The 13,594-nt window shown below is 51.4% G+C and carries 8 protein-coding genes, 1 tRNA gene and 2 rRNA genes; 4 read left to right on the forward strand and 7 right to left on the reverse strand.

The genetic code is table 11. The annotated features are described in order from the left end of the window. The 3 genes from OGV71_RS18510 to OGV71_RS18520 all read left to right on the forward strand — a co-directional run. Window positions 1–2,304: ribosomal RNA gene (locus tag OGV71_RS18510) — 23S ribosomal RNA — on the forward strand; the annotation flags it as partial. A 90-nt stretch (window positions 2,305–2,394) separates the two neighbouring features. Further along, window positions 2,395–2,510, forward strand: a 5S ribosomal RNA gene (gene rrf / locus OGV71_RS18515). A gap of 325 nt (window positions 2,511–2,835) precedes the next feature. Further along, complete coding sequence (locus OGV71_RS18520) at window positions 2,836–4,557, forward strand: SulP family inorganic anion transporter (protein ID WP_177712755.1); 1,722 nt, start codon at window positions 2,836–2,838, stop codon at window positions 4,555–4,557. 220 nt (window positions 4,558–4,777) lie between these two features. Here OGV71_RS18520 and OGV71_RS18525 read toward each other — a convergent pair whose 3' ends face one another. The 7 genes from OGV71_RS18525 to aspA form a co-directional block, all read right to left on the reverse strand. Continuing rightward, complete coding sequence (locus OGV71_RS18525; RefSeq protein WP_286533822.1) at window positions 4,778–6,439, reverse strand: fatty acid--CoA ligase; 1,662 nt, start codon at window positions 6,437–6,439, stop codon at window positions 4,778–4,780. Window positions 6,440–6,878: 439 nt separating this feature from the next. Continuing rightward, a tRNA-Phe gene (locus OGV71_RS18530) sits at window positions 6,879–6,954 on the reverse strand. Window positions 6,955–7,107: 153 nt separating this feature from the next. Then, the gene (locus OGV71_RS18535; protein ID WP_003025441.1) at window positions 7,108–7,683 is read right to left on the reverse strand and encodes a transcriptional regulator; all 576 of its coding nucleotides are present in this window, start codon (window positions 7,681–7,683) and stop codon (window positions 7,108–7,110) included. Window positions 7,684–7,719: 36 nt separating this feature from the next. Next, window positions 7,720–9,429 carry a protein-disulfide reductase DsbD gene (locus tag OGV71_RS18540; RefSeq protein ID WP_204584229.1) on the reverse strand — a complete coding sequence of 570 codons (1,710 nt, stop codon included), beginning with the start codon at window positions 9,427–9,429 and terminating at the stop codon, window positions 7,720–7,722. Next, window positions 9,405–9,752, reverse strand: coding sequence for a divalent cation tolerance protein CutA (gene cutA, locus OGV71_RS18545; RefSeq protein WP_003025447.1), 348 nt, complete (start codon window positions 9,750–9,752; stop codon window positions 9,405–9,407). Before cutA ends, OGV71_RS18540 begins: the two co-directional genes overlap by 25 nt. Window positions 9,753–9,880: 128 nt before the next feature. Next, a complete protein-coding gene (gene dcuA, locus OGV71_RS18550; RefSeq protein ID WP_003025449.1) occupies window positions 9,881–11,182 on the reverse strand; it encodes an anaerobic C4-dicarboxylate transporter DcuA in 1,302 nt (433 codons plus the stop codon). 115 nt (window positions 11,183–11,297) lie between these two features. Then, window positions 11,298–12,734: an aspartate ammonia-lyase gene (aspA, locus tag OGV71_RS18555; RefSeq protein WP_003025452.1), complete on the reverse strand. Its 1,437-nt coding sequence runs from the start codon at window positions 12,732–12,734 to the stop codon at window positions 11,298–11,300. Between the two features lie 338 nt (window positions 12,735–13,072). On the opposite strand from aspA, the gene OGV71_RS18560 reads away from it, so the two are divergent. Beyond that, complete coding sequence (locus tag OGV71_RS18560; RefSeq protein WP_003025457.1) at window positions 13,073–13,549, forward strand: FxsA family protein; 477 nt, start codon at window positions 13,073–13,075, stop codon at window positions 13,547–13,549. Window positions 13,550–13,594 lie beyond the last annotated feature (45 nt).

Raw genomic sequence — 13,594 nt, forward strand, 5'->3', positions numbered from 1 at the left:
GGTTAACCGTATAGGGGAGCCGAAGGGAAACCGAGTCTTAACTGGGCGTTAAGTTGCAGGGTATAGACCCGAAACCCGGTGATCTAGCCATGGGCAGGTTGAAGGTTGGGTAACACTAACTGGAGGACCGAACCGACTAATGTTGAAAAATTAGCGGATGACTTGTGGCTGGGGGTGAAAGGCCAATCAAACCGGGAGATAGCTGGTTCTCCCCGAAAGCTATTTAGGTAGCGCCTCGTGAACTCATCTTCGGGGGTAGAGCACTGTTTCGGCTAGGGGGTCATCCCGACTTACCAACCCGATGCAAACTGCGAATACCGAAGAATGTTATCACGGGAGACACACGGCGGGTGCTAACGTCCGTCGTGAAGAGGGAAACAACCCAGACCGCCAGCTAAGGTCCCAAAGTCATGGTTAAGTGGGAAACGATGTGGGAAGGCACAGACAGCCAGGATGTTGGCTTAGAAGCAGCCATCATTTAAAGAAAGCGTAATAGCTCACTGGTCGAGTCGGCCTGCGCGGAAGATGTAACGGGGCTAAACCATGCACCGAAGCTGCGGCAGCGACACTATGTGTTGTTGGGTAGGGGAGCGTTCTGTAAGCCGTTGAAGGTGTATCGTGAGGTATGCTGGAGGTATCAGAAGTGCGAATGCTGACATAAGTAACGATAATGCGGGTGAAAAACCCGCACGCCGGAAGACCAAGGGTTCCTGTCCAACGTTAATCGGGGCAGGGTGAGTCGACCCCTAAGGCGAGGCCGAAAGGCGTAGTCGATGGGAAACAGGTTAATATTCCTGTACTTGGTGTTACTGCGAAGGGGGGACGGAGAAGGCTATGTTAGCCGGGCGACGGTTGTCCCGGTTTAAGCATGTAGGCGGAGGTTCCAGGTAAATCCGGTACCTTTTAACGCTGAGGTGTGATGACGAGGCACTACGGTGCTGAAGTAACAAATGCCCTGCTTCCAGGAAAAGCCTCTAAGCATCAGGTAACACGAAATCGTACCCCAAACCGACACAGGTGGTCAGGTAGAGAATACCAAGGCGCTTGAGAGAACTCGGGTGAAGGAACTAGGCAAAATGGTGCCGTAACTTCGGGAGAAGGCACGCTGATATGTAGGTGAAGCGGTTTACCCGTGGAGCTGAAATCAGTCGAAGATACCAGCTGGCTGCAACTGTTTATTAAAAACACAGCACTGTGCAAACACGAAAGTGGACGTATACGGTGTGACGCCTGCCCGGTGCCGGAAGGTTAATTGATGGGGTTATCCGTAAGGAGAAGCTCTTGATCGAAGCCCCGGTAAACGGCGGCCGTAACTATAACGGTCCTAAGGTAGCGAAATTCCTTGTCGGGTAAGTTCCGACCTGCACGAATGGCGTAATGATGGCCAGGCTGTCTCCACCCGAGACTCAGTGAAATTGAACTCGCTGTGAAGATGCAGTGTACCCGCGGCAAGACGGAAAGACCCCGTGAACCTTTACTATAGCTTGACACTGAACACTGGTCCTTGATGTGTAGGATAGGTGGGAGGCTTTGAAGTGTGGACGCCAGTCTGCATGGAGCCATCCTTGAAATACCACCCTTTAATGGCTGGTGTTCTAACGTGGACCCGTAATCCGGGTTGCGGACAGTGTCTGGTGGGTAGTTTGACTGGGGCGGTCTCCTCCTAAAGAGTAACGGAGGAGCACGAAGGTTAGCTAATCCTGGTCGGACATCAGGAGGTTAGTGCAAAGGCATAAGCTAGCTTGACTGCGAGAGTGACGGCTCGAGCAGGTGCGAAAGCAGGTCTTAGTGATCCGGTGGTTCTGAATGGAAGGGCCATCGCTCAACGGATAAAAGGTACTCCGGGGATAACAGGCTGATACCGCCCAAGAGTTCATATCGACGGCGGTGTTTGGCACCTCGATGTCGGCTCATCACATCCTGGGGCTGAAGTAGGTCCCAAGGGTATGGCTGTTCGCCATTTAAAGTGGTACGCGAGCTGGGTTTAGAACGTCGTGAGACAGTTCGGTCCCTATCTGCCGTGGGCGCTGGAGAATTGAGGGGGGCTGCTCCTAGTACGAGAGGACCGGAGTGGACGCATCACTGGTGTTCGGGTTGTCATGCCAATGGCATTGCCCGGTAGCTAAATGCGGAAGAGATAAGTGCTGAAAGCATCTAAGCACGAAACTTGCCCCGAGATGAGTTCTCCCTGACTCCTTGAGAGTCCTGAAGGAACGTTAAAGACGATGACGTTGATAGGTCGGGTGTGTAAGTGTAGCGATACATTGAGCTAACCGATACTAATGAACCGTGAGGCTTAACCTTACAACGCCGAAGATGTTTTGGCGAAGAGACGACATTCAGCTTGATACAGATTACATCGACATGCCAAAGCGTGTTGATAAACAGAATTTGCCTGGCGGCTGTAGCGCGGTGGTCCCACCTGACCCCATGCCGAACTCAGAAGTGAAACGCCGTAGCGCCGATGGTAGTGTGGGGTCTCCCCATGCGAGAGTAGGGAACTGCCAGGCATCAAATAAAAGCGAAAGGCCCGGTCGAAAGACCGGGCCTTTTGTTTTATCTGTGGTCTGTCGGTGAGCGCTCTCCTGAGGAGGACAAATCCGCCGGGCTGAACGTATTTGCAGGCGCTGATAAGCGCAGCGCATCAGGCAGATCACGACATCGCACCATCGGGTGCAAAGCAATATCCAGAGCCTGCATAACACAAGCCATTCTGCGGCATACGCGATAAACACCCAATCTGAATTATCTGTATTACCTCCCGAAAATATCAGGATCTCCTGCGGCAGTTACGTGTACCTTTATCTATTAGTAAGGGTCAATCCGGAGAATAAAGTGTTCGGAAAAATGGTATTAAACTACATGCCGGGTCTAAAAAATTTATTAGCGTACGATAAAAGCTGGCTAAAACATGATGTTAAAGCCGGGTTATCCGTTGCTGCCGTAGCACTACCGGTTGCGATTGCTTACGCTGAGTTGGCGGGAGTCGGGGCTATCGTCGGGTTATATTCCTGCGTTTTGCCAATGCTAGCTTATGCACTGTTTGGTTCTTCCCGCCAATTGATTGTTGGCCCTGATGCCACGACCTGCGCGGTAATTGCGGCAGTTGTGGTTCCTCTTTCTGCCGGAAATCCAGAACTCCACTGGCAGTTAACAATCGTCATGACCGTGATGATGGGAGGATGGTGTCTACTTGCCAGTAAGTTTCGCCTGGGTGCGCTTGCTGATCTGCTTTCTCATCCCATTCTAACGGGGCTGCTTAACGGCGTTGCCGTGACGATTATTGTCGGGCAACTCGGTAAGGTGCTGGGGATTACGCTTGATGAAGAGCAAGTGATTGAGAAGATTATTGCCCTGCCAGGCCGACTCTCAGAAATTCATTTATTAACCTTAGGGATCTCCATCCTAACGTTAGCGATTTTAATAGCTATCAAAACGTTTCGTAGCCAATGGCCAGCACCGTTGATTGCAATTGTGATAACAACGGCGCTGGTATGGGTCACATCTGCACAGCAGTATGGTATTGCCACTATTGGGGGATCGGGCTTCCAGTCTGGTTTGCCTGTTGTTCACTGGGGCTCATTTCAGCCTGGTCTGGCGCGTGATTTATTGATCCCTGCGCTGAACCTGGCATTAGTCAGTTTTGTTAGCCTGATGCTAACCGCTCGCAGTTTTGCCGCGAAAAATGGATACGAAATAAATGCTGATGCTGAGTTCAGGGCTTTGGGTGTTGCGAATCTGATGTCTGGCTTATCTCAGGGGTTTGCGATTAGCGGAGCCGATTCCCGGACTGCGGTAAATGACTCCACCGGAGGGAAAAGCCAGCTGGTTTCCGTTGTTGCAGCCTTAATCATCGGAATTGTCGTGGTATTTTTCACGCAGCCATTACCATTTATTCCGGTATCTGCATTAGGCATTGTTCTAATTTATGCATCGTGGTCATTGATTGATTTACGCGGACTCTGGAATCTGAGGCGAAGAAATAAACCCGCATTTCGCCTGGCGTTCTTCACCTTTGGCTGTGTTCTGATTATTGGTGTTATTCAGGGGATCGGCCTTGCGGTATTGCTGGGTCTGTTGCAGTTCCTGCGCACAGTTTTTCGTCCTACTGAACACTTATTGGGAATTGACGAAAATGGGATGATTCACTCATTAGGTAATTCAACTGATGTGAAAATGATCCCTGGCGTGTTGATGTACCGATTTAACTCACCGCTGACCTATTTTAATGTGGCCTATTTTAAGCGCCGCGTTTTGAATTTAGTCGATGGTGCCGTACTACAACCTAAATGGGTGGTCATTGACGCCGTTTCTTGCTTTACCTATTCAGATATCAGCGTCCTGGCAACCATTAATGAGTTAAAGCGGGACCTGAAGGGGCGGCAGATTAAGTTAATTCTTGCGGGCCGGAAAACGGAGTTAACACGCTGGTTTAAAGAGAGTCGACCGACAATGAAGGACGACGACATGATTATGGCACCAGACCTTTATTTGGCGCTGCGGTTTATTCAAAGCAAAGAAAGCATGAGTGAGGGTGAATCTGGCGTTGTTGAATAAAGCAGATTTAGGTAGATGATCAGGCTGGATGGAAGGCGCTGAGGACGGATTTTTCGTCCAGCAGGACCTGACATCGACCAGAACCCCATGTTGCTAAAGGGGGGATCAGCATCCGCGCGGGGACGGTGAGTTCCCCGGCAGAGCATTGATATCGGCAAACTACCTGAAATATAAGCAGTGTGACTGTTGTTAACCTTACGCTGTGAATGCGACAGATCGCTTAAATAATATCCTTCCCATTGCTGGCTTCGAGCTCCCGAATCAGGCGCTTGTTGATCTTGCCAACGCTGGTTTTGGGAATATCCGGGACTATCCTTATCTGTCGTGGGATCGCCCATTTAGTGATGTGGCCGCGGTCGACGAATCCTTGTAGATGTGTCGCTATGGCTTGCGGCTCCAGGTCCTCCCCTTCCTTGCAAACCACCAGAGCCAGGGGGCGTTCGCCCCACTGCTCATCAGGTATCCCGACGACGGCTACCGACCTGACCGCCGCGTGTGAGCTGATGAGGCTCTCCAGCTCCAGTGTGCTTATCCACTCACCACCCGTCTTGATTACGTCTTTGATGCGATCCTTGATTTCCACTATCCCATGGGGATCGATAGAGGCTATGTCGCCGGTGTGCAGCCAACTGCCATTCCATAGCTCAGCCCCTTTCTCGGGTTCCTTCAGGTAGCCCTGAGTCAACCAAGGGGCTCGCACCACTATTTCGCCCAGGGCTTCTCCGTCGTGCACCACCTCCCGACCTTCGCCATCGACGATACGCAGATCCACCAACGGGACAGGCAGGCCGGTCCGAATCCGCAGGGGTAACTGTTCATCCATGGGAAGGGCCAGCTCGGCATCGCTTAAGTGGGTCATACAGAGCAGGGGACAGGTCTCAGACATGCCATAGCCGGCGTGAATGCGTATGCCCCTATGGTGGGCTTGTGTCGCCAGTCCAAGGGACAGTGAACTGCCACCCAGTAACATCTTCCATCCTGACAGATCAGTCTGCGTGGCTTCTTCGCACTCAAGGATCATCTGCAAAATGGTTGGCACACAATGCGAGAAGGTCACACCCTCATCGTGATAAAACCGCACCAGTTTGTTGGGTTCGTAACGACCGGGATATACCTGCTTCACACCCAGCATTGTTGCGACATAGGGAGCGCCCCAGGCATGCACGTGGAACATAGGGGTGATCGGCATGTAGACATCGTTCGATCGTAGCAGCGACTGTCCCTCGTGGGCTGCCAGGAGACCCAGCTCATTGAGCGTGTGCAGGACCAGCTGGCGATGGCTGAAGTAGACTCCCTTGGGATTGCCCGTGGTTCCAGTGGTATAGAACAAGGTAGCTATCGAGTTTTCATCGAAGTCGGGGAAGTCAAAGAGTTCTCCCGCTGCGGCCAGCAGGGTCTCATATTCCCCTAGCACCGGCAGGCTGGTCGCCTTCGATTCTTCGTCACTAAGCTGGATGTATCCCCGGACAGTGGTCAGTGTCTCTGCCAGTGACTCGACAACCGGCAAGAAGTCGTCGTGCACCAGTACCAGGTTGTCCTCGGCATGATTCATGGTGTAAGCGATTTGGTCCACCGAGAAGCGGACGTTCACCGTGTGCAGCACGGCACCAATCATGGGTACCGCGAAGAAACACTCGAGGGCACGATGGCTGTCCCAATCCAGCAAGGCGACGGTGTCTCCAGGCATGACACCGGCCGCTGTCAGCATGTTTGCCAGGCGATGAATGCGCTGTTTGAGGGTACGATAGTCGTAACGGAACTTATCGGCGTAGACGATTTCTCGCTCGGGATGAGAACGCCCACCCGACAGCAGTAGGCTCTTGATCAGCAACGGATAGGCATGGGCCCCCTGTGCTGACTGTATGATTCTTGTTTTCACCATCCAGATTCCTCGTTGACTCACTATTTGCTCGGTATGATGGCAATTGTAGATGAAGGTTGGCTTTTACTCCCTGGCGTTTGCTTCAGATGTCGAGGCGGAGACCAGTTCCAGCCCCTGGGGATGAATGTGCGTACCTTGCAACGCGATCGGGTTATTCGCTACCTGCAGAATCCAGGCTACTCTATGCCCAGTTCCTTCACCCGCTGGTTCAGTGCCCAAGGTTGTTCAGATAAATTACTCAAATCTGGCCTACGGTTAAGCACGCCAGAAAAAGAGGTGTTCCTGATACCGCTATATTTTTTGCAGTACCATCGTGGTCTCACTGAAAGGTTTAGCTGGCGTGATGAGGTAGGGTAGGAGTCGCAGTGGACAGAACGATCAGAAATCTAGCAGAACCCTGAAAGCAAAAAACCCGCCATAGGCGGGTTCTTCTGAATAGTGGTGCCCGGACTCGGAATCGAACCAAGGACACGGGGATTTTCAATCCCCTGCTCTACCGACTGAGCTATCCGGGCAACGGGGCGCATTAAACCGTATTCACGTCTGTCAGTCAATCAAATTTCTGGAAACATTGTTCAACCGCTTAATATTGCGGCAATCTGCATGGTTATGCCTGAAGTTTGCACAAATCATCCCCGACAGATGCGGCTAAAACAGATAATGCTCGCTTAGGTCAGCGCACCGCCCATTCGGCACTGGGCAAAGCGTAGGATATCTTCAGCCAGGTGGTGTGCCGTTTCGACATCAGCATGACTACGATTAACCAGCATGCGGCTCAGGCAGCCTTCCAGCACCAGTTCCATCTGTTTGGCGACCATTGCCGGGTCGTCAACTTCCAGCGTCGTGAGCAGTTCATGGGTGAAGTCATGTGCTGCCTTTTTTTGCTGATCGGCTAACTGATGGATCGGATGCCCGGGATCGGGGTAAAACGTACAGGCGGCGATGAACAGACAGCCGGGATAGCGATTATTGCTCACGCATTCGGACAGTGCGGTGTAGCGCGCCAGTAATTTCTGCTCAGCGCTCAGGGTGTCATCCAGCAAAAGCTGACGCCGCCAGATATCCACCCGCTGGCTGAGGTAACGTAGCGCATCGTACAGAATGGCCTCTTTATCGGGCCAAAAGCGCTGCAGTTCATCCAGAGGATAATCGATACGTTCGGCCACCATTTCCAGCGTGGTATTGGCTATCCCTTGCACCTCAAGTAATTTCAGGGCTTCTCCCAGGACATCTTCACGTTGCACGGTATTCTCCTCCGTATTTCCTGTTGCAAGTGTCGCTCACGGTTGGCGATCGCGCAAATGTGCGCTGAAGCTAGCGGCATCCATAAAACCCGTTACCCGGGCCTCCGGATGCTCTTTTCCCTCGGCATCAAAGAACAAGATAGTCGGCAAACCTAAAACCTGTAGATGTTTCAGCAGAGCGACATCCTGGGCATTGTTTGCTGTCACATCCGCTTGCAACAGCACCGTGTTGCCTAGCGCTTGCTGAACCTGCGGATTACTGAACGTGTACTTTTCAAATTCCTTACAGGCTACACACCAGTCGGCATACAGATCCAGCATGACTGGCCTGCCTTTAGCTTGCTCCAGCGCTTGATTTAACGCATCTACCGATGCCACCGGCGTGAAGTTAAGGTGTGCCTGGGGTTGAGTATGCGGCGCGCCGAACGCCCAGTCTTGCAGTGGACGCACGCATACCAGTGCTGCGGCTAACAGGACAATCTGCACGATACGCATCCAGGCGCGCTTTGCCTGCAGGCTGGTAATGAACGCCCAGCCAAAGAACGCGACGCCTAACAGTGACCATAAGCGAACGCTCCACTCGTCGCCAACGATACGTTCGAGTAAGAAGACGGGAAGCGCCAGAATGACAAAGCCAAAAGCGGTTTTGACATGTTCCATCCATGGGCCGCTTTTAGGCAACAGGCGATTGCCAAATACGGTAATCAGCATCAGAGGTAATCCCATCCCCAGCGCGTACAGATACAGCGTGCCGCCTCCCAGCCACATGTTCCCGCTCTGAGCGATATACAGCAAAATCGCGCTTAGCGGGGCCGTTGTGCAAGGAGAACAGATGAGGCCAGCAATCGCCCCCATCGCAAAGACGCTGCCGGGAGCTCCGCCTTGCTGGCGGTTACTCATTAGCGTGAGGCGCGTTTGCAGCGATGAAGGCAGTTGCAGTGTGAACAGGCCAAACATCGACAGAGCCAGCAGCGTAAAGATGACGGCAAGGCCAATCAGGACGTAGGGATGCTGAAGCGCAGCCTGGAACTGTAAACCGGCGGCTGCAACAACCAAACCCAGCGCGGTATAGGTGAGCGCCATCCCCTGGACATAGATAAACGTCAGCAACAGTGCGCGCCCGGTTGATAAGCGCTGCTTGCCGCCCAGCACGATGCCGGAAATCAATGGATACATCGGTAATACGCAGGGCGTAAACGCGATGCCTATTCCGATCAGCAATGCCCACAGTGCGGTAAAGGGAAGTTGAGCCGCGGGCTGCGGTTTCTCTTGCGGATCGACAGTGGCTGGCACCGGCGCAGGTGTCGCCTGGATATCGGCAGACACTTCACTTAACGGTACAGTTTTGGTTTCTGGCGGATAGCAAAATCCGGCGTCGGCGCAGCCCTGGTATGTGATCGTTAATGTTGCGCCAGACTTAGCCTGATTGACCGTGATCGGGATAGTCAGCTGTTTACGGTAAATCTCACTTTTGCCGTAAAACTCATCTTCATGCCAGACGCCTGGCGGCAGTTTTATCTCGGCAATATCGGCCTGAGATGGCGTAATGCTTATCTGTTTGCGATACAGATAGTAGCCATCTTTAACCTGCCATGTGAGGTTCAGATCGTGTTGGTTTTGCTGAAAATCAAAAACAAACGCCCGATCGGCAGGAACAAACTGCGAGCGGCCAGGCGCGTCAAATAATCCAGCAAAGGTAGATGTGCTGCACAGCAGCAGGATCAGCGTAAGGATGCGTTGAGCCATGAGCGGTAATCAAAGTCTCCGTGAGTGACGGGTAAAACCAGAAGTTCAGGCGTTTGATACGGATGATGTGACTTCAGGCAATCGAGAAGGGCTTGCTGGTGTGTGACGGTGGTTTTTAAAATCATCTGGACTTCATATTCCTGTTCCAGTTTACCTTCCCAATAGTAGAGGGAGGTCGCACCGGGTAGCAGGGTTACGCAGGCAGCCAGCTTTTCCGCCAGCACTTTGGCGGCGAGATCCTGGGCGGTTGCTTCATCCGGGGCGGTACAGAGCACCACAACGGTATCGGGGATGGAAATATCCTGACTCTTTACATCAAGCATAAACACCTCGAAAGAACAGAGTAACCAGCAAAAGAATGGTCACTATACAACGGACGAGGGAAGGATGTTAGTTAAAGCGGGGTGGGGAGTAGGAACTGCAGGGCGCCCAGGCACCCTGCAGGAAAAACTTACAGCATGAAGCTACCCAGCAAGAAGCCGAAGCAGACAGCCAGAACCACACCCAGAGTACCAGGGATGAAGAACGGATGGTTAAAGACGAATTTACCGATGCGGGTTGTACCGGTGTCATCCATCTGAACCGCCGCAACCAGAGTTGGGTAGGTTGGCAGAATGAACAGGCCAGAAACCGCGGCGAAAGATGCAACAGCCGTCAGTGGGGAAACGTTCAGAGCCAGAGCCATCGGCATCAGTGCTTTAGCGGTTGCAGCCTGAGAGTACAGCAGCGCAGAAGCAAAGAAGAAGATGACAGCCAGCAGCCACGGATGACCCTGAATTACGCTACCTGCAGTATCTTTGATCCAGTCAATGTTGTGAGATACGAAGGTATCACCCAGCCATGCAACACCCAGGATACAAATACAGGCGCTCATACCGGCTTTGAAGGTGCTGGAGTTCAGGATGGAGTCAGTTTCAACGCGGCAGACGATCGTTGTCAGCGTCGCGACGCTCAGCATGATGATCAGGATTGCGTTGGTGGTGTTCATCAGCGGTTTAGCCACCAGGCCAAGGCTTGGGCTGTTGATGATGGCGTATACAACTACGCAAACCACGCCCAGCAGGAACAACCAAACGGAGGTTTTCGCGCCAGCTTTGATTTCAACTTGTCTTTCACCGCGCAGTTCAACCAGGCCTTCTTCCAGACGCTTACGATAAATCGGGTCGTCAGACAGTTTGGAGTTGAACAGTGCGGTGATCAGGAAGGACATCACCAGAACGGCCAGCAGGGTGGACGGAATGACCACGGACAGCAGGTGAATGTAGCTGATGCCATGACCTTCCATGACGGAAGACATGTAAACCACGGCTGCGGAGATTGGAGACGCCGTAATCGCAATCTGTGCAGAAACCACTGCGGTAGAGAGCGGACGGCAAGGCTTGATACCTTGTTCCTTCGCAACTTCAGCGATAACCGGCAGCGTTGCCAGAGAGATGTTGCCAGTACCGGCAAAGATAGTCAGGAAATAGGTCACGATAGGTGCAAGGATCGTGATGTATTTCGGGTTCTTACGCAGCAGTTTTTCAGTTTGATGAACCAGATAGTCCAGACCACCTGCAATCTGCATAGCTGAAATGGCAGCGATAACCGCCATGATGATGGAAATAACATCGAACGGGATATTACCGGGTTTTACGCCGATAGCGGCAAGAACCAGAACACCCAGCCCACCTGCAAATCCAATACCGATACCCCCAAGTCTGGCACCTAAAAAGATTGCCAGCAAAACGATGATAAGTTCTAAAACTATCATATTAGCCTTCCTTGTTGTTTAACAAGTTGATATTAAATTGTTGTTTTTAAGTAACTTCGAGTAAGAAAAAAGGCACGTCATCATGACGTGCCTTCTCCGGTACTACCCTACACGATTACTGTTCGCTTTCATCAGTATAACGTTTTGCTTTATAAGCAGGGTGCATCAGGTTCTGTGCAGAGAAGATATCGTCCAGTTCAGACTCGGTCAACAGACCGCGTTCCAGGACAACTTCACGTACGCTCTTACCAGTTTCGGCACAAATTTTACCGACGATGTCGCCGTTGTGGTGACCGATGAACGGGTTGAGGTAAGTAACGATGCCGATGGAGTTGAATACAAACGCTTCACAGACTTCTTTGTTAGCAGTGATACCACTAACGCATTTTTCCAGCAGGTTGTAGCAAGCGTTGCTCAGAATGTGAATGGATTCAAACATTGCCTGACCAATGACCGGCTCCATTACGTTCAGCTGCAGCTGACCAGCTTCAGATGCCATGGTAACAGTGATGTCGTTACCGATGACTTTGAAGCACACCTGGTTTACGACTTCCGGAACAACCGGGTTCACTTTAGCTGGCATGATAGAAGATCCAGCCTGCAGTTCCGGCAGGTTGATCTCGTTCAGACCCGCACGCGGACCAGAGGAGAGCAAACGCAGGTCGTTACAGATTTTGGACATCTTCACAGCCAGACGCTTCAGTGCGCCATGCACCATAACGTATGCGCCACAGTCAGAAGTTGCTTCAATCAGGTCTTCTGCCGGAACACAGGCGAAGCCAGTGACTTCAGCCAGTTTCTGTACTGCCAGCGGAGAGTACTCTTTCGGCGTGTTCAGACCAGTACCGATTGCTGTTGCGCCGAGGTTAACTTCCAGCAGCAGCTCAGCGGTACGCCCAATGTTTTTCACTTCTTCTTTCAGCAGTACGCTGAAAGCACGGAATTCCTGACCGAGAGTCATCGGTACAGCATCCTGCAATTGGGTACGACCCATTTTCAGGATGTCCTGGAATTCATCGGCTTTTTTCTCAAAGCCTTCACGCAGCTGGTTCAGTGCATCAATCAGTTTGATGATGGATGCGTATACAGCGATACGGAAGCCAGTTGGGTATGCATCGTTGGTAGACTGACATTTGTTAACGTGGTCGTTCGGGTTCAGGTACTGATATTCACCTTTCTGGTGACCCATCAGTTCCAGACCGATATTGGCCAGAACTTCGTTGGTGTTCATGTTGACGGAGGTACCCGCACCACCCTGGTAAACGTCTACCGGGAACTGATCCATGCATTTTCCGTTATTCAGGACTTCATCACACGCCGCGATGATGGCATTTGCCACACTCTTAGGAATGGTTTGCAGCTCTTTGTTGGCCATTGCCGCTGCCTTTTTAACCATTACCATACCGCGAACAAATTCAGGAATATCGCTGATTTTGCTGTTGCTAATGTAGAAGTTTTCAATCGCTCTCAGAGTGTGGACACCGTAGTAGGCGTCCGCTGGAACTTCCCTGGTACCCAACAAGTCTTCTTCGATACGAATGTTGTTTAACATGTGAACCTTCTTTTTCAAGCTGCCAATGATTTGACTAAACACACAGGATATATGTGATTTCGATTGTTTCTCGACCGACGATTATCCCCTGCATCGGTCTGATACCCGAGATCATATGCTGGTTAAGGATTTCTACCGTAATCTGGATCACTTAAAGCGTGGAATTTACCCCTTATTTATTATTCTGTGAAATGGATCACCCCTTTGTGATTAACCCTAAATATTAGTGTACAAGCCACTTGAAATTTTGCTAACCACCACAATATCAAATCGATGCGATTAACATAATTTTTCGAACAGAAGTTGAACAAAACGGCTGTTATTAACAGGAGATCCCTTTGCGCTGGATACCATTACTTGCCATTTTTCTCTATGTTTACATAGAGATATCTATTTTTATTCAGGTTGCCCATGTGATGGGCGTCCTGATGACACTGATTTTGGTTATTTTTACGTCGGTTATCGGTATGTCTCTGGTTCGTAATCAGGGATTTAAGAACTTTTTACTGATGCAACAAAAAATGGCGGCTGGTGAAAGTCCGGCTGCAGAAATGATCAAAAGCGTATCGCTGATTATCGCTGGCCTGCTGTTGGTGCTGCCTGGCTTTTTCACCGATTTCCTCGGTCTTCTTCTTTTATTACCCCCGGTGCAAAAACATCTGACGATGAAACTGCTGCCACATTTACGTTTTTCGCGTATGCCTGGCGGTGGTTTTAGCGCCGGAACCGGTGGCGGTGAGACTTTTGATGGTGAATTTCAGCGCAAGGATGACAAGCGCGACAGCATCGAACATAAAGACGATCGTCGGGATTAAGCCTCAGTATGTAGGCCGGATAAGCGTTAGCGCCATCCGGCAAAA

Source organism: Citrobacter sp. Cf088, assembly GCF_030334295.1.
Classification (GTDB): Bacteria; Pseudomonadota; Gammaproteobacteria; order Enterobacterales; family Enterobacteriaceae; genus Citrobacter; species Citrobacter freundii.

Coding starts and splice junctions, on each gene's coding strand:
- aspA (WP_003025452.1), bottom strand. CDS start 12,734: ATGTTAAACAACATTCGTATCGAAGAAGACTTGTTGGGTACCAGGGAA.
- OGV71_RS18525 (WP_286533822.1), bottom strand. CDS start 6,439: ATGGTGAAAACAAGAATCATACAGTCAGCACAGGGGGCCCATGCCTAT.
- dcuA (WP_003025449.1), bottom strand. CDS start 11,182: ATGATAGTTTTAGAACTTATCATCGTTTTGCTGGCAATCTTTTTAGGT.
- OGV71_RS18540 (WP_204584229.1), bottom strand. CDS start 9,429: ATGGCTCAACGCATCCTTACGCTGATCCTGCTGCTGTGCAGCACATCT.
- cutA (WP_003025447.1), bottom strand. CDS start 9,752: ATGCTTGATGTAAAGAGTCAGGATATTTCCATCCCCGATACCGTTGTG.